This window comes from Gillisia limnaea DSM 15749 (assembly GCF_000243235.1).
Lineage (GTDB): Bacteria > Bacteroidota > Bacteroidia > Flavobacteriales > Flavobacteriaceae > Gillisia > Gillisia limnaea.
In genome coordinates this window covers 2,927,062-2,947,477 of the sequence record NZ_JH594606.1, presented here as the reverse complement: position 1 = coordinate 2,947,477, position 20,416 = coordinate 2,927,062, and the positions used below count along the sequence as shown (strand labels likewise).

At 38.1% G+C, this 20,416-nt stretch carries 19 protein-coding genes; 5 read left to right on the top strand and 14 right to left on the bottom strand.

Annotated features, from left to right (window positions below):
• Positions 1-11 precede the first annotated feature (11 nt).
• The 3 genes from GILLI_RS14875 to GILLI_RS14865 form a co-directional block, all read right to left on the bottom strand.
• Positions 12-1,397, bottom strand: coding sequence for an MATE family efflux transporter (locus tag GILLI_RS14875; RefSeq protein WP_006989943.1), 1,386 nt, complete (start codon positions 1,395-1,397; stop codon positions 12-14).
• A gap of 423 nt (positions 1,398-1,820) precedes the next feature.
• A complete protein-coding gene (locus tag GILLI_RS14870) occupies positions 1,821-3,242 on the bottom strand; it encodes a M20/M25/M40 family metallo-hydrolase (protein ID WP_006989942.1) in 1,422 nt (473 codons plus the stop codon).
• 63 nt (positions 3,243-3,305) lie between these two features.
• Positions 3,306-4,193, bottom strand: coding sequence for a PPK2 family polyphosphate kinase (locus tag GILLI_RS14865; RefSeq protein ID WP_006989941.1), 888 nt, complete (start codon positions 4,191-4,193; stop codon positions 3,306-3,308).
• A gap of 177 nt (positions 4,194-4,370) precedes the next feature.
• Here GILLI_RS14865 and GILLI_RS14860 point away from each other — a divergent pair, with 177 nt between their 5' ends.
• Positions 4,371-4,958, top strand: coding sequence for a hypothetical protein (locus tag GILLI_RS14860; RefSeq protein ID WP_006989940.1), 588 nt, complete (start codon positions 4,371-4,373; stop codon positions 4,956-4,958).
• Positions 4,959-5,004: 46 nt separating this feature from the next.
• Here the strand turns inward: GILLI_RS14860 and GILLI_RS14855 are convergent, their stop codons facing one another.
• The 7 genes from GILLI_RS14855 to GILLI_RS14825 form a co-directional block, all read right to left on the bottom strand.
• Positions 5,005-6,171 (bottom strand): sigma-54-dependent transcriptional regulator, encoded by a 1,167-nt coding sequence (locus tag GILLI_RS14855; RefSeq protein WP_006989939.1) that lies wholly within the window; start codon positions 6,169-6,171, stop codon positions 5,005-5,007.
• On the bottom strand, positions 6,171-7,076 hold the full coding sequence (locus GILLI_RS14850) for a DUF6268 family outer membrane beta-barrel protein (RefSeq protein ID WP_006989938.1): 906 nt from the start codon (positions 7,074-7,076) through the stop codon (positions 6,171-6,173). The genes GILLI_RS14855 and GILLI_RS14850 overlap by 1 nt, the downstream gene beginning before the upstream one ends.
• Positions 7,069-7,977 (bottom strand): mechanosensitive ion channel family protein, encoded by a 909-nt coding sequence (locus GILLI_RS14845; protein ID WP_006989937.1) that lies wholly within the window; start codon positions 7,975-7,977, stop codon positions 7,069-7,071. Before GILLI_RS14845 ends, GILLI_RS14850 begins: the two co-directional genes overlap by 8 nt.
• A gap of 3 nt (positions 7,978-7,980) precedes the next feature.
• Positions 7,981-9,279: an ABC transporter permease gene (locus GILLI_RS14840; protein WP_006989936.1), complete on the bottom strand. Its 1,299-nt coding sequence runs from the start codon at positions 9,277-9,279 to the stop codon at positions 7,981-7,983.
• A complete protein-coding gene (locus tag GILLI_RS14835; RefSeq protein WP_006989935.1) occupies positions 9,272-10,201 on the bottom strand; it encodes an ABC transporter ATP-binding protein in 930 nt (309 codons plus the stop codon). The genes GILLI_RS14840 and GILLI_RS14835 overlap by 8 nt, the downstream gene beginning before the upstream one ends.
• Positions 10,202-10,573: 372 nt before the next feature.
• Complete coding sequence (dnaJ, locus tag GILLI_RS14830) at positions 10,574-11,695, bottom strand: molecular chaperone DnaJ (RefSeq protein WP_006989934.1); 1,122 nt, start codon at positions 11,693-11,695, stop codon at positions 10,574-10,576.
• A gap of 38 nt (positions 11,696-11,733) precedes the next feature.
• Complete coding sequence (locus GILLI_RS14825; RefSeq protein ID WP_006989933.1) at positions 11,734-12,324, bottom strand: nucleotide exchange factor GrpE; 591 nt, start codon at positions 12,322-12,324, stop codon at positions 11,734-11,736.
• A gap of 160 nt (positions 12,325-12,484) precedes the next feature.
• Between GILLI_RS14825 and GILLI_RS14820 the strand changes: the two genes are divergently transcribed.
• The gene (locus GILLI_RS14820) at positions 12,485-13,153 is read left to right on the top strand and encodes a YceI family protein (protein ID WP_006989932.1); all 669 of its coding nucleotides are present in this window, start codon (positions 12,485-12,487) and stop codon (positions 13,151-13,153) included.
• A gap of 54 nt (positions 13,154-13,207) precedes the next feature.
• On the opposite strand, the gene GILLI_RS14815 is transcribed toward GILLI_RS14820, so the two are convergent.
• The 3 genes from GILLI_RS14815 to GILLI_RS14805 all read right to left on the bottom strand — a co-directional run bounded on the left by GILLI_RS14815 (position 13,208) and on the right by GILLI_RS14805 (position 15,367).
• Positions 13,208-14,110, bottom strand: coding sequence for a TIGR01777 family oxidoreductase (locus GILLI_RS14815; protein ID WP_006989931.1), 903 nt, complete (start codon positions 14,108-14,110; stop codon positions 13,208-13,210).
• Between the two features lie 72 nt (positions 14,111-14,182).
• Positions 14,183-14,857, bottom strand: a complete 675-nt coding sequence (gene mnmC2, locus GILLI_RS14810) for a tRNA (5-methylaminomethyl-2-thiouridine)(34)-methyltransferase MnmC2 (RefSeq protein WP_006989930.1) — start codon at positions 14,855-14,857, stop codon at positions 14,183-14,185.
• A complete protein-coding gene (locus GILLI_RS14805) occupies positions 14,858-15,367 on the bottom strand; it encodes a DUF4920 domain-containing protein (protein WP_006989929.1) in 510 nt (169 codons plus the stop codon).
• A gap of 110 nt (positions 15,368-15,477) precedes the next feature.
• Here GILLI_RS14805 and GILLI_RS14800 point away from each other — a divergent pair, with 110 nt between their 5' ends.
• A complete protein-coding gene (locus tag GILLI_RS14800; protein WP_006989928.1) occupies positions 15,478-16,551 on the top strand; it encodes a branched-chain amino acid aminotransferase in 1,074 nt (357 codons plus the stop codon).
• 98 nt (positions 16,552-16,649) lie between these two features.
• On the opposite strand, the gene GILLI_RS14795 is transcribed toward GILLI_RS14800, so the two are convergent.
• Positions 16,650-17,036: a pyrophosphohydrolase domain-containing protein gene (locus GILLI_RS14795; protein ID WP_006989927.1), complete on the bottom strand. Its 387-nt coding sequence runs from the start codon at positions 17,034-17,036 to the stop codon at positions 16,650-16,652.
• Between the two features lie 649 nt (positions 17,037-17,685).
• Here GILLI_RS14795 and GILLI_RS14790 point away from each other — a divergent pair.
• Together GILLI_RS14790 and GILLI_RS14785 are read left to right on the top strand one after the other, a co-directional pair.
• The gene (locus GILLI_RS14790) at positions 17,686-19,992 is read left to right on the top strand and encodes a putative monovalent cation/H+ antiporter subunit A (protein ID WP_006989926.1); all 2,307 of its coding nucleotides are present in this window, start codon (positions 17,686-17,688) and stop codon (positions 19,990-19,992) included.
• 10 nt (positions 19,993-20,002) lie between these two features.
• On the top strand, positions 20,003-20,413 hold the full coding sequence (locus GILLI_RS14785; RefSeq protein ID WP_006989925.1) for a Na+/H+ antiporter subunit B: 411 nt from the start codon (positions 20,003-20,005) through the stop codon (positions 20,411-20,413).
• Positions 20,414-20,416: the final 3 nt, after the last annotated feature.

Genomic DNA, 20,416 nt, shown 5'->3' with positions numbered 1-20,416 from the left:
CAGAATTTGCTTTAATTTTCGGTTGCTGAAGTAGCTGCAGCTAAAACGAGATCTTCCTTCTGAATTAATTTTCTGCTTAAATAATTAAAACGAAAATACAATAATATAGCAGAAGCAGATAATCCTACCAGCAATCCCAGCCAGATTCCCATGCTCCCGAGTTTATCTGCTTTTCCAAAATAAATAGAAACCGGAAATCCTATGATCCAATAGGCGATAAAACAAATAAGCGTTGGGATCTTCACATCCTGCAGCCCTCTTAAAGCTCCCAGAATCACTACCTGTAAACCATCACTTAACTGAAATAATGCTGCAATAATCAACAATTGAGCCGCCAGAATGATCACTTCGCTATTGTCAATATATAGCGTTGGCAACCAGTCTTTTAATAAAATAAATCCAAGTGCAAATAGGGCCTCAATCAAAAACACCAACAAGAAAGTAGAAAGTGCGATTCGCCTTAAATCCTTATAATTTTTCAATCCCTTCTGATTTCCTACCCTTATTGTTGCTGTAACTCCCAGTCCAACCGCGATCATATAGGTCATAGAAGCCAGGTTAAGGGCTATTTGATTTGCCGCCTGCGGATTGGTACCCAGGGTTCCTGCCAGAAGGATTGTTCCTGCAAAGATTGCTACCTCAAAAAACATTTGTAAAGCCGTGGGAAATCCAAGAGCCACAAGGCGTTTGAAAATTGATATTTTAAGAAGCTCCTTTTTACTCCAAATAAAATACTTTCTAAACTTTTTCTTTCTGCGAAGGATCTCCCAAATGAACCACAACATAAAAAACCGGGAAATTAGAGTACCTATTGCCGCTCCCCGAAGTTCCAGCCTTGGAAAAATCCAGATTCCATAGATAAGTAGATAATTAAAGATCACATTCACCACATTGGAGATAAGGATGGCGTACATGGAATATTTGGTTTGTGAAAGTCCGTCGGCAAATTGCTTATATGCCTGGAATATCATAAGCGGGATCATTGAAAAAGCCACAATTTCAAGATATGGAATGGCGAGATCCACCACTTCCGGCGGTTGGTTTAATTGATATAAAACAGGCTTTGCCAGCAAGAGTACCAGAAATAAAAAAATCCCGCTTACGGCACACATCATAATTCCGTGATGAAAATAACTTCTTCCCTTTTCAATATCCCCGGCACCATCCGCCTCGGCAATAAGTGGGGTGATTGCAAAGGAAAATCCTATTCCCAGGGAAAGCGCAATAAAAACGAGGCTGTTTCCAAGGGATACCGCAGCCAAAGGTGCAGCTCCCAATTGACCTATCATCAAATTATCTACCAGGCTAACAAGTACATGTCCCAGTTGCCCCATCATGACGGGAAAGGCGATATGAAGATTTTTCTGAAATTCTCTGGTGTAGGCTACTAATTGCAATTCTTAAATTTTAAGCTGCAAAGATAACAGGATTTGCATGTGGAGAAATTGAAATCCATTTTAATTTTTTTCTTAGGCATTTGCGATTCTGAATGAGCCCTTCCTCTCTTTTTGTCATTCTGAACGAGCTTTTGGGCTAGGAAGAATCCCTACTATAAGTGAGCGGGATGATGTTACAACAAGAGTGTGATAAGTAGTCAGGAGACTTCAAGATGATTCCCGGTTTCTTTCGAAATTGCCGGAGGCGCGAGGTCATGAGACCTTACGCAGCGAAGTTTTATAATGCAAAAAAACTTTCTGATAATTGACGAAACTTAATCCTAAATTTATTTCAGGAGGAGGTTTCTTGAATATCAAAATCCAATTTAAGCTGAAACAATTTCAACCCGACAAAAAACAGCCCTTTTTCGAATAGCTTCTTCTTTAAAATTTTGGTTCCCTATCTACAGGAATTCCTTTTATTCCATATTTATCTACCAGGTAAATAAGCGAAGTCATGGTAGCAGCACCAAGTTCCAGTTCCCTTTTGTTGATATGTTCAAAAGTGTCATTGTCTGAATGGTGATGATCAAAATACCGCTGAGAATCTGGACGCAATCCGGCCAGAACAGTAGTTCCTCCTCGCAACGGACCAATATCGGCTCCGCTTCCGCCTCTGTCGAACTGATGAATAAGATATGGCTTAAACAACTCGTTCCAGCTTGTTATTTGTGCAAATTGTGCATCATCGGCTTCGAAGGAAAAACCTCTGGGAGTGAATCCACCGGCATCACTTTCTAAGGCAAAAATGTGATTTTCATTCTTTTCTTTTGCCACCTCAGCATATTTATTTCCTCCGCGAAGACCGTTTTCCTCATTCATAAATAATACCACCCGGATGCTGCGTTTTGGCTTTAATCCTATTTCTTTCAAAAGCCGTAGTACCTCCATGGATTGCACCACTCCAGCACCATCATCATGTGAACCATCTCCCAGATCCCAGGAATCAAGATGTCCCCCTACCACAATGATCTCTTCCGGAAATTCACTTCCGGTAATTTCTCCAATTACATTATAAGACAAAACATCTTGAAATTGCTCCGAATTCAGTTTAAAATATAGTTTTATATCTTTTTGAATCTTTAAAAGTCCGCTTAAATATTCAGCATCATTGGTGCTTATTGCAGCAGCAGGAATCCTTTGAGAAACAGGAAGTTCCCCATAGCTCATAGTACCGGTATGTGGAAAATCATCCAGCCGCAGGTTCAAAGATCGTACGATCACACCTACTGCACCATATTTGGCAGCTTCCGCCGCTCCGGAATAGCGCTGATCTACACAACCTCCGTAGGCTTCAAAAGTATTGATTAAATCTGCTCTCATAGGCCGGTTATAAAAAACGATCTTCCCTTTTACCTGTTCCTCTCCATACCTTTCCAGATCTTCAATACCCTGCACTTCCAGAACCTCTGCTTTTGTACCTCCGTTTGGAGTAGCCACAGATCCTCCCAAAGCGGTAATGTTGATATCTCTTGTGCTGCCGGGAGTTGACTCCACATAAGCATATTCCTTGGCTCCCCTAACCCATTTTGGAACCATCACAGGTTGCAGCCAAACGCTATCAAGTCCGAGTTTTTCCAATTCCTTTTTAGTATATTCCACTGCCCGCTGAGCGTTTGATGATCCTGAAAGCCTGGGTCCTATTTCATTTGACAAATGGTCCAGCCAGTTATAAGCCTGCCCATTAAGCAAAGCCATATCAAAAACGGTTCGAAGTTTCAGGGAATCTTCAATACCTTTTGTAGACTGTGCGATTGAAGAAAAGGAACAACTAATAAACAAAAAAAGAAGTGATACTATTTTCATTGGTAAATGGGGAATTTAAATATAAAAGCTAAATAACAAATTTCGCAGGATTAAAGCAATCTTTTAAGGTTCATATTCCTTCTCAAGTTGCTCTCTATATTCAGAAAGGTTTTTTAAAATATCGGGAGACAAATCCGGTTCCTGAACGTCTTTATATTTAACTAGTTCTTCAAGAATGATTTTTGCCGTTAGATATCTGGCAGTGGTCTTATCGTTGGAAGGGATAATATACCAGGGAGCATGAGGAAAGGAAGTCCGGGAAATAGCATCCTCATAATATCCCCTGTATTCATCCCATAATTTCCGTTCTTTAAGGTCGCCCGGGGAAAATTTCCAATTTTTACTTGGCTTATCCAACCTTCGCAACAGGCGTTGCCGTTGTTCTTCTTTTGAAATATTTAAAAAGAACTTAAAAATAATAGTTCCATTCCGGGATATATGCTTCTCAAAATTCCTGATGTCCTCAAATCGTTTTTCCCAGAAATCCTCGGTTATATCTGCCACCTCATTAATATCAGGCAGGTTTTCATTCAGAATATATTCAGGACGTACCCGGGTAACGAGCACATTTTCATAATGTGTCCGGTTAAAAACACCAAATTTTCCCCTGGCCGGCAATGCGATGTAATGTCTCCATAAGAAATCGTGTTTCAATTCTAGTGAAGAGGGAACTTTAAAACTATGTACCACGACTCCACGGGCATTTAAATCCTTGAAAACCTCTCGTATCAGGCTATCTTTTCCGGAGGTATCCATGCCCTGTAAACATACCAAAACCGAATATTTGCCATGGGCGTAAAGCACATCCTGCCAATCGGCAAGTTTCACCCGAATTTTTTCAAGTTTCTTTTCGATTGTTTTTTCCTTTACACCAAGGGAGAACGAGGTTGGAAAATCCTTTAGATCTATTTTTCCGGAAGCTAAAAATTGTTTTGAATTCGGTTTTTTCATCTGTGAGCAAGGTTTGATTTTTAATGTTTTCCAGGTTTTACCTGAAGAAATTACCGTAAATTTATTGGAGTTGCGCCAATTTTGGGTCTGGTTAATTTCCGGAAAATAATTTTGATCTTAAAGATACACAACTTAAAAAGATATAATTTTTTATATTCGCAGTTAAATCAAATCATCTTGAAAAAAGAAGAAATTATAAAACAGGTTGCGCTTTTATTGAAAGAAATCCCTACCTCTATGGAGATCGTTAAGGACGACTCTAAAAAAGACAAACGTTTTCATTACCTGGCCACACATATGGTAGAAAAGGCTATTAAAAAAGACGCACTTATAATTTCTGAAAACCAAAAAGGGATCGCTATCTTGTTTAAAACAAGTAGCAAGGATGATAATTTTTGGTCAGAGATTCCCGAACAACTCGGCCTTTTAATTAATGTTACTGGCTTTAAAAAGGCGATGAATATTTTAAAAATCCAGAAATACATTAAAAATCAACGCCCTAAAGAAGGAGAGTATTTATATTGCTGGTTCTGGGGGATTCTGGCAGATGCGCGGGGAGCAGATACCCAGACGGGAAAAGAGATGAAAGATGAATTTTACCGTCAGGCAGTAGAATACAACCTTCCGTTATATGCCGAAACACGAATGCGACAAAATTCCATTGTCTATCAAAGATTTGGATTTGAACTTTTCAATGAATGGAAACATCCCAGCGGAGATACCATGTATTTCCTAAGATATATCCCGTCGGCACTCAAGAAGTAGGAAAAAAACAGTGGCAATAGACCAGGTCTATTTGAAAATGACCTGTTTAGGCTTTGCTGGCAAAGAGTTTCACGTCTTCTTCGGTAACTTTATTTCCACCCAAAATTATAAGACGTTCTACCACATTCCGCAATTCGCGGATATTTCCCGTCCAATCATATTCTTTCAGAAGATTGATTGCACCCTGGGTGAACTCTTTTTTATTGTTGCCTTGCTCTTCTGCGATCTTTTGTGCAAAAAACTCAACAAGCAAGGGGATATCTTCACGGCGTTCATTTAATGGCGGAACTTGAATTAAAATTACTGCGAGCCTGTGAAATAGATCTTCCCTAAACTTCTTTTCCTCGATTTCTTTTTTAAGGTCTTTATTGGTAGCAGCAATCACCCGAACATCCACTTTAATATCTTTATCGCTTCCCACTCTGGAAACTTTGTTCTCCTGCAATGCGCGTAAAACTTTTGCTTGTGCCGAGAGGCTCATATCCCCTATTTCATCCAGAAAAATTGTTCCTCCGTTTGCAGCCTCAAATTTCCCCGCCCGGTCTTTCACCGCAGAGGTAAATGCCCCTTTAACGTGTCCAAACAATTCACTTTCTATCAATTCTGAAGGGATTGCTGCACAGTTTACCTCTACCATTGGTCCATTAGATCGTTGGCTTTTTTGATGTATCCAATGCGCAACAAGTTCTTTTCCGGTTCCATTTGGTCCCATGATAAGAACACGGGCATCTGTAGGTGCAACTTTTTCGATGATCTCCTTGATCCTGGTAATCTCGGTGGAATTACCTATCATCTCATAGTTTTTACTCACCTTCTTTTTAAGGCGGGTGTTTTCAACTACAAGTTCTTTTCTATCCAGTGCATTGCGCACAGTGTTAAGCAACCTGTTTAAATCCGGTGGTTTTGAGATATAATCGAAAGCACCCAATTTCATGGTATTTACCGCGGTATCCAGGTCTCCATGACCGGAAATCATCACCACGGGAATTTCGGGTTTAATTTTTTTGATCGCTTCCAATACTTCAATACCATCCATTTTTGGCATTTTTATATCACAAAGAATTAGATCAAAATCCTCCTCTTTTAATTTTTCTATCCCTGCCAATCCATCTTCTGCTTCATCAACATGGTAAGAATTGTTTTCTTCAGAAAGAATCTTTATAAGCACGCGGCGTATGGACGCCTCATCTTCTATAACTAATATTTTTGCCATTATAATATGCTAAATTTTAAGCCTCCACGGCCATAAAATGAATTTGTTTCGTTAATGATATACACCTTTTCCCGCTTATCGTCCCTCAACCTAATATTATTTATTAAAGTTTGTCCTGCATACAAATAAAATGATAGATTATCGGTGAATTTATGTTCATACCCTATTCCGGCAAGCAATATAGTCATTGAAATATTTTCAGCAAGGGCTTTTGCGGCAATATTAGAAGGATCTACATCAAAATTCTTCTGGATATTTGCAAAAAAACCATCCAAAGTTACAAACCCCTGAATGGTATTTTTTTCGTTTATATAATATTTCAAATTGGTCTTTGGAACACCCAGGGCATAGGCCCATTTTGGCTGAAAGCGTTTGTAATAGTTAATAATGGGTAAAGGAAAAGGAATCCCGGAAGTGGTAGAATAATGCAGTCCCAGGATAAGGCGCACAGGTTCCACATACCGCTCATCTTCCTTAATATTTATGAAATAAACTCCTCCTGTATAAATTAAATCGTCTACAATAATATCACTTCGTTCAAAATTAGAGGCCACTTTGACCCCTCCATCGGTCCCGAAACGCCATTGTTCATTTATTTTAAAGGTATACCCCAGACTGAACGTGAAGGACTGAAAACGTTCCAGTTCTTCGGTTCCAAAAAGAGCCGGATCTTCATATTTTAAATTGATATTTTCATAGTCAATTCCTGGAACCAAATAGGCTCCATTATCGTTCAGTTTAATTGGAAAATTTATAAAACTGCGAAATCTTCTGAAGGAATTATCTGAATTTGATTGCGGAAAGAAGGTATATTCTATTCTCGCAAGGTCTGTGCTTTGACCGTAGGAGACCAAACCGATCGTAAAAAAAAAGAGCACAAAAAACAGTGAAAATAATCTATTCATCAACGGATTTCATTTTATTTGGGTTGTTAGGGTAAAACATATGAACATCTCGCTGTGGAAACGGAATGCTGATATTGTTCAATCTAAATTTTTCATCGATCTTAAACCGAAGCTGACTTTTAATTTTAGGGTCTACAAAACTATCGGTTACAAAAAAATGAAGCGCAAATATCAAAGCCGAATCCCCAAAGTCTTCAAAAAGCACAAATGGATCTGGTTTTTTTACAATGCCTGTTTGATCCATTGCACATTCCAATAATATAGTTTTCACCTTCAATGTATCGCTTCCGTATGCCACACCCACTTTTACAAATTCTCTGGTAGCTTCATGATTTTGGGTGTAATTAAGAACAATATCTGTAATAAATTTATGATTGGGAATAACCATCACCTTGTCATCTCTGGTTAGAACCCTGGCGGTTCGTAATTTGATTTCAATCACTCTTCCTACCTTTCCATCTATTTCTACAATATCACCAATCAATAAAGTCTTATCTACTATGATATACAAACCTCCAATAATATCCTGAAAAAGATCCTGCAAAGCTAAACCTAAACCAACAAATAATGCTGCCGAGGCTGTTAAAAGTATTGTAATATCTATACCTGCAGAACTTATCGTAATAATTATAACAATTAGATAAGTGAGGTATTTTATAAATTTGAAGATGCTTATAAATTTATTTTTATCAGATTCTCCCATTTTTCGGGTGAGAAGCATCCGTGTTCCACGCAACACAATACTCGTTGTAAAAAATACCGCTATTACTAGAAGAATAAGCCCTACTGTAATGTTATTACCACTTTCAAAACTTAAAAGAGTAATCTTGAAAAATTCGAGAATATTTCCCCAAATAGTTTCTTCAATAACTTCTTTTACCTGTTCTACGCCGCTTTGCATACTTTAATATTTAAGCCATTTATATAGTTCCCTGTAAGTTGGCTTTTTTCCATACATTAAAATACCAACCCTGTAAATTTTTGCTGCCAGCCATAAAACTCCAGCATTGGTAGTTATTAACAGAATAATGGAAACCGCGAGTTCCCACCAAGGCACTCCAAAAGGAATTCGCATAAGCATCACAATTGGCGAAGTTAATGGGATCATAGAAAATATAGTGGAAACCGAACCGTGAGGATTTTCTATCACCGAGAAAAATCCTACATAGATACCCAACATTAAAGGAAGAATAATAGGAATCATAAATTGTTGAGTATCGGTTTCAGAATCTACCGCTGCACCTATAGCTGCATATATTGCACTATAAAGAAAGTAACCTCCTATAAAATAAATAAGAAATGAGATCAATAAAGTTCCCAACGGTAAATTGGTAACATCCACGATAAGTTGCTGGATTTCATTGTTTAACATTTGATCCATACCTTCCTGGGCCATTGGCGGTGGCGAGGCCAAATTCAAACCAGAAAAAGATACGGCAACAGTTAACAAGATTCCTCCCAGCACTACCCATATCGCGAATTGAGTAAGTCCTGCCAGGGAAGTGCCCAGGATCTTCCCTAGCATTAACTGCATTGGTTTTACCGAGGAAATAATGATTTCTATAATTCTGTTTGTCTTTTCCTCAATTACACTGCGCATCACCATGTTTCCATATATGATTATAAACATCATTAAAAGATAGCCCGCAGCACCACCAAAGAACATCTTTATGTAATTGGACATTTTAGAAGTGCGCTGTCCTTCAAAATTTTGGATCTGTATACTCACCCGTGTCTCTGCCGATTCTATTTTTGAAATATCCACTCCCCGGGAAATGAGCTCTCTTTTGGTTAGTTTATCCGTAAAAACACGTTCTATTTCCTGTAAAATCCCCAAAGGCGGAGATTCTTTTCCGTAAAACATGACAGATTTAGCCAGTTCACTATTGGAATCCTTTTCCGGGATGAACAACACACCGGAATATTCCTTTTCCTCCACTAACAGCTTCGCATCTTCCAGGGAAATTCCCGAAAGGTTTATAAAACGAAGCGTCTCGGTATCCTCAAATTCATTTTCAAATAAGTTGCTTTGGTCATTTATTGCTATTGTGTGAATTGCACTGGTGTTTAGGCTGCTAAGGTAAGCCACCAGAAGGACCATTCCCACAAGGATTAACGGACTTAAGAATGTCATCACCACAAAGGTTTTATTTCTCACCCTGGCAAGATATTCCCTGTGGATAATCAATTTAAGATTACGCATTTTTGGTAACTGTTTTAATAAAGATATCGTTTACTGAAGGAATCACTTCCACAAAGTGATTCACCTGTGCTTTAGAGATCAAATACTGCAACAGGTCATTTGCAGATTCCTCCGGTTTTAGTTGAATACTAATTTTTAAATCATCGGTAATACTTTTAAAATTTGCCTTTCCTATCTTGAATTTCCCGTTTAATTCATTCATAAGCAGGTTTTCATCAACCACAGTTAAGCCAACTTCAAAAGTATTGGATTTATAGTTCCGCTTAATATCGTCTACTTTGCCATCCAACAATTTATTTGATTCGTGGATTAAAGCCATATAATCACAAAGTTCTTCTACACTTTCCATACGGTGTGTAGAAAACAAGATCGTAGCACCTTCATCCCTAAGCTGAAGAATCTCATTTTTAATAATATCTGCATTTACGGGATCAAACCCGCTGAAGGGTTCATCAAAAATTAGCAATTTTGGCCTATGGAGAACCGTAATTACAAACTGTACCTTCTGGGCCATTCCCTTGGAAAGCTCCTGTATTTTCTTGTCCCACCAACCTGTCATTCCAAGCTTATTGAACCAGTAATTTAGTTGCTCCTTAGCTTCGGCCTTGCTTAAGCCCTTAAGCCTTGCAAGGTATAATGCCTGCTCCCCAACTTTCATGGATTTGTACAATCCACGTTCTTCCGGTAAATATCCAATTTTTCTAACGTCATCAGGATGAAGAGGGCTTCCGTCTAAAATCACCCTGCCACTATCTGGCATGGTAATTTGATTTATAATCCGGATAAAAGTGGTTTTACCGGCACCATTGGGTCCTAAAAGTCCAAAAATGCTGCCTTTGGGAATTGTGATAGAAACATTATTAAGGGCGGTAAAATCGCCAAATTGTTTGGAAATGTTTTCTGCTACCAGAAGGTTGTCCATAAAATAAATTTATTCCGTAAATATATTGAAATAGGCCTTAAACAGCCTTTTTTTAGTAATTTTTTTAATTTAATTGCAAACCGCTTTCAAATCATTTTAAAAATCAAGAACCTCGGGGCGGGCCCGCCCCGAGATATGTCCCGGTTGCTATCGGGAGGGAAATTTTTTGCGAATTCGAGGCATCATGAGCTATCGGGATGGGGAACCTGCCCGACGGTCAGGCGGGGTTAAACCATCAATGAGGGAAAAACAAAAACCCATCCCCGAAATAAATCGAGGATGGGAAAAAAATTGCTATGAAAAAGAAAAATTATCACTAAAGCTTTTAGTGATACCCAAATATATAAAAATTATATAACATGGTTCTCTTATTTAAGAAAACATATCTTTTACTTTTTCAAAAAATGATTTGTCGCCTTTTTCAGGATTCGGAACAAAATTCTCATCTGTTGCCATTCTTTCAAAGAAATCCCGTTGTTCTTTATTCAGGGCTTTTGGTGTCCAAACATTTACGTGTACCAAAAGATCTCCTTTTCCATATCCATTAAGATTGCTAATACCTTTACCGCGCAAGCGTAAGATTTTACCGGATTGCACGCCCTCATCAACTTTAATCCGAACTTTTCCGGTAACGGTGTCAATTTCTCTGGAAGCTCCAAGAGCGGCTTCCGAATAACTGATATAGAGATCATAATGCAGGTTATCTCCTTCTCTTTGCAGGCTTGGATGTGCTTTCTCTTCAATAGCTACCAACAAATCTCCAGGGACTCCATTTCCAGGAGCATCATTCCCTTTTCCGGTAACTTTAAGTTGCATTCCATCTTCTACTCCCGCAGGAATTTTGATCGAAACGGTTTCTTCCTGAACTTTAAGTCCCTGGGCATCGGCATCGACTGGTTTCTTATCTATAATTTGTCCGGCACCTCCACAGGCGGTACAGGGAGAAGCGGTTTGCATTCTTCCTAAAATTGTATTTGTAATCCTTGTAACCTGACCACTACCATTACAGGTAGTACAGGTTTTATAAGTTGTTCCTTCTGCCCTTATCTTTCTTTTGACCTTGATTTTCTTTTCGGTTCCATTGGCAATTTCTTCCAGGGTTAAACTAACCCTGATCCTTAAATTACTCCCTTTAACCCTACGTTGACCACCACCAAAGCCGCCACCAAAACCGGAGAATCCGCCACCGCCGCTAAAGCCGCCACCAAAAATATCTCCAAACTGGCTGAAGATATCATCCATATTCATTCCGCCGCCTCCAAAGCCACCGCCTTCAAAGGCCTGATGACCAAAACGATCATATTTAGCACGCTTTTCCTCATTACCCAAGACTTCATAAGCCTCGGCTGCTTTCTTAAACATTTCTTCCGCGTGAGCATCTCCTTCATTCTTATCCGGGTGAAACTCAATAGCTTTCTTTCGATATGCTTTTTTGATTTCAGCTGCTGTTGCACTTTTACTTAAGCCTAATATTTCGTAATAATCCTGTTTCATTTCTTTGTTTTGTATGTTCTAGGTGATTTTTCTAAGCCTTACTGCCCAATCACCACTTTAGGAAAGCGAATAATTCTCTCGCCAAGTTTGTAACCACGCTCAACAACATCAACTATCTTGCCTTTTAGTTTCTCGGATGGCGCCGGAATTTGGGTTATAGCTTCGTGAATATCGGCATCAAAGGTTTCACCCTTTTCAGTATTCATAGCTTCCAACCCTTTGTTTTTCAAGGTCTCCTTAAATTTATTGTGAATAAGTTCCACTCCTTTTAAAAGGTTTTTATCCTTGGCCTTATTTATTTCAACAAGCGCTCTGTCAAAATCATCCAATACAGGCAACATCGCAGTCATTACCTCTTGGTTGGCTGTTTTAAACAACTCCAGTCTTTCCTTGGAAGTACGCCTTTTATAATTCTCAAATTCTGCAAACAACCTCAGGAATTTATCCTTTTCCTTTTCAAGATGATTTTTCAACTGCTCTGTTTCTGAAAGAGTTCCCTCCTCATCCTGCTGCTGCTCTACTTCCTCGATAGCATCATCCAAAAGTTCCTCCACTTGTCCTTTAACAGAAGGATCCTGATTTGGTTCGTTATTATTTTCGGGATGGTTATTTTCTTTATTTTTATTCATTTCTTTTCCAAATTTGATTTGATTCACACAGGTCAAAATTACTGCCAATTCTACAAAATTGTCAAAATGTCATCTAAGAATATTTAATATATGTTTAGGGCATTTATAAGAGCAGATGTGATACTTTCGCAGCTTATTTAAAATTTAAACTTAAATTAAGATGAAAAAAACATTTTTAAACGTTTTTATGATTGCAGGTATCGCAATGGCAACAGTAGGTTGTAAAAATGATAATAAAGAAACAACTACAGAAGATGCTAAAGAAGTAGCAATTGCAAATGCAGAAACTATGGAATATGCAGTAGATACTGATGCATCTGTAATTGATTGGAAAGGTAATAAACCAACCGGAACTCATACAGGTACCATTCAATTGAAAAACGGAACCTTTAAAGCAAATGACAGCATTATTGAAAGTGGAACTTTTGTAATTTCTATGACTTCAATCAATGTTACAGATCTTGAGGGCGATGATAAAAACAACCTGGAAAACCATTTGAAAGGGACTGTTGAAGGGAAAGAGGGAGACTTTTTTAATGTGAACCAATTCCCTGAAGCAACTTTTGAAGTAACCGGTGTTAATAAAATGAACGGACAAACAATGTTACAGGGAAATCTTACGATGAAAGAAGAAACCAAAAACATTGAATTTCCTGTGACCATCAATCAATCTGAAGATTCTCTAGAATTAACAAGTGAGCCTTTCACAATTGACAGAACAAAGTGGAATGTGAATTACGGATCTAAATCTGTATTTGACGGACTTGGTGATAAATTCATCAATGATGATATTATTCTTACACTTAACGTGAAAGCCAAAAAAGCTTAATTAGTCACAAGAAATAGTATGAAAAGAGGCTGCAAATTGCAGCCTCTTTTCATTTTAGAGCAGGTCCTCTAAAGCTTTTGGAAGATTCTTGAACTTAAATTCATATCCTGCCTTTTCTATTTTATCTGAACTCACCCGCTGACTAGCCAGCAAGACTCTGGACATTTCTCCCAAAGATAACTTTAAAGCAACTTCGGGAATATTTGGCAACCAAATAGATTTATCCAGCCTGCCTGCTATTTCTTCCATCAATTCCTTATTGGTTACCGGATTTGGCGCAACCCCGTTATACACTCCCGGCAGCTTATTTTCCAGCACATGCAAGAATATTCCTGCGAGATCATCCACATGGATCCAGGATTGCCATTGCCTGCCGCTTCCAAAGGCAGCTCCCAAATTAAAAGAAACAGGATCTTTCATTTTTGGCAACGCTCCTCCTTCTTTTGCAAGGACCAGCCCAATTCGTATTTTGGAAACTTCCATTCCAAGTTGTGCAAACTCATCGGCAGCTTTTTCCCAACGGACCACAACCTCTCCTAAAAAGGAATCATCTACCGCTGTATCTTCCTCAAAATATAATTTCTCATAGGAACTTGAATAAATTCCTATCGCGCTGGCAGATATGAAATGTGGTATTTTAAAATTTAAATTCTGGATAGTCCTGTGAAGCAAAGCTGCAGAATTCACCCTGCTTTCTATAATTTCTTTTTTATAACTGCTTGTCCAGCGTTTAGCTACGCTTGCACCCGCTAAATGGATAATGGCATTTATATCTTTAAAGCAAGCCTCATCGATCTCTCCTGCTTCGGGATTCCAAAAAAAACCCTGATTCTGCGGCTGATCTTTGATCTTTTCTTTACTCGTGGTGAGATAATTAACTGCAATTCCTTTTTCCTTGCAAAGCTGGGTGATATGAGATCCAACCAAGCCTGTAGCTCCTGTTATTAATATTCGCATTTTTTTTCTTACAAGGTAGTAATCAGTCTAAGCTCCGGCTAAATTTTATTATTGATTTAACAGGCAATTTTTCTATTTTTTGGTCGCTCTTAACATTTCGCGTTTTCCCGGCGGTCCGGGCAGTCTCTCTACAAGGAACCCAACTTCCAACATAGCCCTTCTCACAGATCCTTTAGCAGCATAGGTAACCAGTATTCCTCCAGGAATAAGGGAATCATGCATTTTTCTAAAAATATCCACCGTCCATAAATCGGGTTGAACCCGGGCTCCAAAAGCATCAAAATAGATAAGATCATATTGTAATTTATCATCGATTTCATGGAAAAATTTCTTTTGTTTAGTTAGCGTAAAATTTTCCGAAAGCTTATGAGTTTCTTCCCAACTTCCCGCGTGCAATGCTGTAAAGAATGAGCGCCCATTTATTTCGCTTAATTCTTCAGGAAAATTAAGGTTGGCAACCTCCTCCTCTAAAACAGGATAGGCTTCCACTCCGGTATAATTTAAAGAGATATTTTCATTTTGGATTTGCTGCCAGGTAACCAGGGCATTCAAACCGGTTCCAAAACCTATTTCCAGTATGGAGATATTAGAAGGATTCGTGCGGGATATCACCTCTAAAAGTCCCATCTTAATAAAAACATGTTGGGCCTCCTGGATAGCTCCATGTTTAGAATGATAATGCTCATTTAGTTCAGGGAGATAAATAGTGCTCGAACCATCTGCTGTCTCAATAATTTCTCTTTTCAATTATTCGGTTTTTTTTATAAGTACGCCATCTGCAATAAACGACAAGGTACGTTTAGGCTGGGTAATTTCGGCTATTTCAGCTTCAGATTTTCCATTGTCCTCTGCATAATGTCGCTGTTCTTCCACAGAAACTTCAGCTATATAAGCCTTGCCTTGGATTAAAACTTTTTTTTCTTCAATATCCTTCGGAACAAAGAATCCATAGTCCTTAAATTTTACCATAACATTTTCTTCCTCCGGAAGTTCCAACTCCATCCAGCAGCCTTTACTCTTACACACTGAACTCACTTTTCCTTCAAAACTCAATTCAAGTGTATCTCCGGGTTTTAAATTTTTATACTTCGTCATCATTTCTTCAGAAGAAAGGGCGCTTTGAGCTGAAATTTGCTCCCCATAGGAAGCATACTCCATTTCCTGTTCATTTTGAGCAGAGGCTTCCTCCCGGTTTTTATTCTTACAGGAGCTAACCAATAGCACACTAATTAAAGTTAAAAGCCAAATATTTCTCATAATTATTTCATTTTTAAGGTTAAAACCTAATAACCTGTCAAATTTACCAAAAGTTTCGATTTTGATTCTATTTATATTTCGGTAAATTTGCAAGTACTAAAATGTACCTAATGAAAAACGACGCTACCATCCGCATAGATATTGTAAAAGCCCCTAGTTCTAAAATAAAATCCGTAGATTTTGAAAATCTAACCTTCGGGAACACATTTACAGATCATATGATGGTTTGTGATTATGAGAACGGTGAATGGCAACAACCAAAAATAAGGCCTTACGGTCCTATTGAGCTTGAACCTTCGGCTAAAGTGTTTCATTATGGACAGGCCGTGTTTGAAGGTATGAAAGCTTTTAGAGATAATGATGATACGATATGGATGTTTCGTCCGGAGGAAAATTTCAACAGGATCAATAAATCCTCTAAAAGATTAGCCATTCCGGAATTTCCCAAAGAATATTTTTTCAAAAGTTTGGAGGCTTTGCTAAAACTTGACAAAGACTGGATCAAAAAAGGCTTTGGAAATTCATTATACATACGACCTTTTGTAATCGCTACAGAACCGGGAGTTTCAGCATCCCCCGGGAAAAACTATAAATTCATGATCATTTGTTCTCCTGCGCAATCCTATTATACAGGAGAAGTGAGGGTGAAATTCTCTGAAGAATTTAGCCGTGCTGCCGATGGCGGTGTAGGTTTTGCGAAAGCTGCCGGAAATTACGGTGCTCAATTCTATCCCACCAATCTTGCAAAAGAAGAAGGTTTCCAGCAAATTATTTGGACCGATGCAAATTCTCATGAATTCCTTGAGGAAGCGGGAACTATGAATATCTTTTTCCGGGTGAACGATAAATTGCTAACCGCGCCCATTAGCGACAGAATCCTGGATGGGATTACCAGAAAAAGTTTGATCGCCATGGCAGATGTTTATGATATCCCGGTAGAAGTTAGAAAAATATCTGTGAAAGAAATTGTGGAAGCTGCAAAAGACGGTTCACTTAAAGAGATCTTTGGAGCCGGAACCGCAGCTGTAATTAATCCTATTAATGGATTTGGTTACAAAGGTGAAAAATATGAATTACCAAAACTCACCGAATCTTATGCAAGTTTCCTTAAAGACAAACTGATGAAAATTCAGTATAACCTTGCAGAAGATCCATTTGGTTGGAGATATGAAGTAAAAGAATAGATCACGTCCTTGATCCATCGAAAATAAAAGAGGCCTCCGTATTGGAGGTCTTTTTCTTTTATATCAATCCCGGAAAATATACTTATGGATTCCCGAATTTATTTTTTTAGAATTGAAGTTATATCCGGGGGAAAATAATTTGGTCCTTTGAGAACCTTGCCATCCTCCCTAAATACAGGTTTCCCATCTTCGCCCAGCTTACTCATATTACTGCGCTGGATTTCCTCGAAAACCTGTTCAATTTTATGCTGCATCCCGTGTTCAATAATAGTTCCGCATAAAATATAAAGCATATCGCCCAAGGCATCTGCCACTTCAGTAAGATCATTATTATTGGCAGCTTCAAGATACTCCTCATTTTCCTCCTTCATAAGATTAAACCTGAGTAAATTCTTAGCCTCACCCAAATGGGCTGCCGGGCTATTTTTGATTCCCAATCCAAACGCCGAGTGAAATTCGTGAACTGCTGCGATCCTCTTTTTCATGTTTTTTTGTTTTTAAAAGGTCTCCCGATAGCGACCATAGGTTTGAATAATTATTTTTAATTAATATATCCTTTTTATGTTGAAAATTTTTTCGAAGATTTTTTAATTCTTCGGTATTAATTTTATTCATACTTGTTCGATAAAAGAGAAGCTAAAAAAAATGCCTTCTCCTAAAAGATCGTAATTCCTAGGTTGCCAAATATTAAATACAACGGCGAAAAATACTTATTTTTTGGTTGAATGTATTTTAGAACAGCCAGATTATCGGTTTTTTTTATAAATAAGGCAAGGAGAAAGACTGGACTATTGACAATACCAAAAGTGAAAAACTACCCTTTTTTAAAGTATGATTTTTTATAACCAAAAAAATTTAAAATTTAAATAATTGATTTCCAATTAGATGGAAATACAAGATTATGAGTTTCAATTTTTTTTAAGACATAAATAATCTTACTCATCTATTTTACCTGGCTTTAATATGTGTATTAAGTACATTTTTAAGATTGTTTTTGAGAATTATTTAAGATTTATTTATATATAGTTTGATACTATTAATCCTGCCAATTTGTTATTACTTAACCGAATTACTTCACTTATTACTTCAATAATAACTGTTATATTTGCGAATAACTGAATATTTAAGTCGCACATGCTTATAGCTATACTATTAGGTTTTCTATTTTCGTTGTTATTGGTTTTTACCGGAAAATTTTTCAAGGGGAAGCCGGGGATCATTTCCGCGGCTATACCCCTGGTATTATTTGGTTATTTTCTTCAGTTTATTCCAGAGATTTCTGCTGGCGGAACAATCGTTCATAGTTATTCCTGGGTTCCCTCTTTTGGGGTAAATCTTGATTTTACTCTCGATGGGCTGTCCCTGCTTTTTTCGCTAATGATTACAGGAATAGGCTTTCTGGTTTTCGTTTACACCGCTGCATACTTAAAAAATCATAAATATCTGGATAGATTTTATGGGTATCTTAGTATGTTCATGGCGGCCATGCTGGGTTTGGTACTTTCAGATAATTTAATAACCCTTTTTGTTTTCTGGGAACTAACAAGTATTAGCTCATTTTTTCTAATTGGTTTCAATAATTCCAATCCAGAATCGAGAAAATCTGCTATTACTGCCCTTGCAATTACAGGTCTTGGTGGATTATCACTTCTTGCCGGTGCTTTGGTTTTAGGCTCTGTAGGAGGAAGTTATAGTATTGATGAACTTATGAATTCCAGCGGTGAGATTGCTGCAAGCCCATATTATATTCTTATAGCCATTCTTATTTTTGGAGCTGCCTTTACCAAGTCGGCACAATTTCCGTTTCATTTCTGGTTACCAGGAGCTATGAAGGCTCCTACTCCGGTTTCAACCTATTTGCATTCTGCTACTATGGTAAAAGCCGGGATATATCTGCTTATGCGAATGACTCCGGTTTTGGGAAATCAGGAATTCTGGAACTCCACATTAATTATTGTAGGGTCAATCACTATGGTATATGCTGCCATTCATACCCTTTTTCGTACAGATCTAAAGGGGATCCTGGCATATTCAACCATATCGGCTCTTGGGATTCTTGTGTTTTTGATAGGTCAGGGAACCGAAGCGGCATTATTGGCTGCTGCTGTTTTTATAGTTGTGCATGCTTTGTATAAAGCAACTCTTTTTCTTGTTACAGGTATTATAGATCATCAAACCCTTTCCCGGGATGTCACTATTTTACGCGGGCTTAGAAAGGTAATGTTACCGGTTGCTATTGCCGGGTTTCTTGCTGCAATTTCCAGTGCAGGGATCCCACCAACAATAGGTTTCCTTGGAAAAGAATTAACCTACGAATCTACCCTTGCTTTGGTGGGTACTCCGCTATTGTGGATCGCATTGATATTAATCACGAAGATTTTATTGCTACATGCTGGTTTTGTGGCCGGAATAAGTCCTTTTATAGGCCAACTGCCTGAAAGGTTTGAAAAAACAAAAAAGCCTGGAATCCTGTTATGGGGGCCACCAATAATTCTTTCGGTTGCCGGAATCGTTTTTGGAGTTTTCCCCGGGATTATTGAAGGATCACTTATAAAGCCGGTAGTTGCAGCTATGGGACAGGATGCTGGCGATCAACACCTTCAACTTTGGCATGGATTTAATACTGTGTTGTGGCTAAGTGTTGCTACCATTGTAATTGGTACCGTTCTGTATTTCACGATCAAGCCTTCTCAAAAACTGGTTAAAATGGTCACCCGGGTGGAATACATCTCTCCGGAATCTATTATTTCCGGATTTTGGAGCTTGTTCAACAAGTTTTCCTCTTTATGGACCAGGATTTTTCAAAATGGATATCTTCGAAATTATGTATCAACGATCCTGGTGTTCCTAATAGGGTTAACAGGATACGTATTATATAATACTGCAAATTTTTCAATGGATTTTTCGACTTTATCTGAAATAACAGTTTATGAGATCGTGGTTGTAACTATCCTGCTAATTGCTGTATTTTTTGTAGTGTTTACAAGATCCAGGCTTGCTGCCGTTGCTTCTATGGGAGTAATGGGACTCGCTATTTGTTTGATATTTGTTTTCTATAGTGCCCCGGATCTTGCTATGACGCAATTCTCAATAGATACGCTTACCGTAATCCTTTTTGTTTTGGTGCTATATAGATTACCCAGATATTTAAAGCTTTCAGATTATAAAACCCGTATAAGAGATGGAGTTCTCGCACTTTCATTTGGATCAATAATCACCATATTGATCCTGGAAGTCCTTGCACAACCGGTAAATATGGAAATTAGTGAATACTATGCTCAAAATGCCTATTTGCTTGCGCATGGTAAAAATGTTGTAAATGTTATTTTGGTAGATTTTAGAGGATCTGATACTTTCATGGAAATTTCGGTTTTGGCTATTGCGGCCATTGGGGTTTTCGGCTTATTAAAATTAAGACTTAAAAAAACAGATCAACGTTAATAAACGAACAATGAGAACAATAATATTAAAAACAGCTTCCGCTTATCTTTTGCCGGTTTTGTTGTTATTTTCAGTCTTCATACTTTTACGCGGACATTACCTTCCCGGAGGTGGCTTTGTAGGAGGTTTAATGGCTTCTATTGCATTTGTACTCCATGCATTTGCAAATGGTCTATCCAATACGAAGACTTTAATAAGATTTCATCCGGGATTTTTAATGCCCGTTGGACTAGCACTGGCATTTTTAAGTGGTATGGCTCCTCTTATGTTTGATTTGCCTTTCATGACCGGACTTTGGTATCCTGAAGCTATACCTGTAATAGGGTCTTTAGGTTCCGCACTATTTTTTGATATTGGGGTTTACCTGGTGGTAATAGGAGTAACCCTAACTATAATTTTCACAATTGCAGATACCATTTAAGAT

Coding starts and splice junctions, on each gene's coding strand:
- GILLI_RS14865 (WP_006989941.1), bottom strand. CDS start 4,193: ATGAAAAAACCGAATTCAAAACAATTTTTAGCTTCCGGAAAAATAGAT.
- GILLI_RS14795 (WP_006989927.1), bottom strand. CDS start 17,036: ATGAAAAAGAGGATCGCAGCAGTTCACGAATTTCACTCGGCGTTTGGA.
- GILLI_RS14845 (WP_006989937.1), bottom strand. CDS start 7,977: ATGCAAAGCGGCGTAGAACAGGTAAAAGAAGTTATTGAAGAAACTATT.
- GILLI_RS14790 (WP_006989926.1), top strand. CDS start 17,686: ATGCTTATAGCTATACTATTAGGTTTTCTATTTTCGTTGTTATTGGTT.
- GILLI_RS14835 (WP_006989935.1), bottom strand. CDS start 10,201: ATGGACAACCTTCTGGTAGCAGAAAACATTTCCAAACAATTTGGCGAT.
- GILLI_RS14840 (WP_006989936.1), bottom strand. CDS start 9,279: ATGCGTAATCTTAAATTGATTATCCACAGGGAATATCTTGCCAGGGTG.
- GILLI_RS14855 (WP_006989939.1), bottom strand. CDS start 6,171: ATGGCAAAAATATTAGTTATAGAAGATGAGGCGTCCATACGCCGCGTG.
- GILLI_RS14800 (WP_006989928.1), top strand. CDS start 15,478: ATGAAAAACGACGCTACCATCCGCATAGATATTGTAAAAGCCCCTAGT.
- GILLI_RS14870 (WP_006989942.1), bottom strand. CDS start 3,242: ATGAAAATAGTATCACTTCTTTTTTTGTTTATTAGTTGTTCCTTTTCT.
- GILLI_RS14850 (WP_006989938.1), bottom strand. CDS start 7,076: ATGAATAGATTATTTTCACTGTTTTTTGTGCTCTTTTTTTTTACGATC.
- dnaJ (WP_006989934.1), bottom strand. CDS start 11,695: ATGAAACAGGATTATTACGAAATATTAGGCTTAAGTAAAAGTGCAACA.
- GILLI_RS14820 (WP_006989932.1), top strand. CDS start 12,485: ATGAAAAAAACATTTTTAAACGTTTTTATGATTGCAGGTATCGCAATG.
- GILLI_RS14805 (WP_006989929.1), bottom strand. CDS start 15,367: ATGAGAAATATTTGGCTTTTAACTTTAATTAGTGTGCTATTGGTTAGC.
- GILLI_RS14825 (WP_006989933.1), bottom strand. CDS start 12,324: ATGAATAAAAATAAAGAAAATAACCATCCCGAAAATAATAACGAACCA.
- GILLI_RS14815 (WP_006989931.1), bottom strand. CDS start 14,110: ATGCGAATATTAATAACAGGAGCTACAGGCTTGGTTGGATCTCATATC.
- GILLI_RS14785 (WP_006989925.1), top strand. CDS start 20,003: ATGAGAACAATAATATTAAAAACAGCTTCCGCTTATCTTTTGCCGGTT.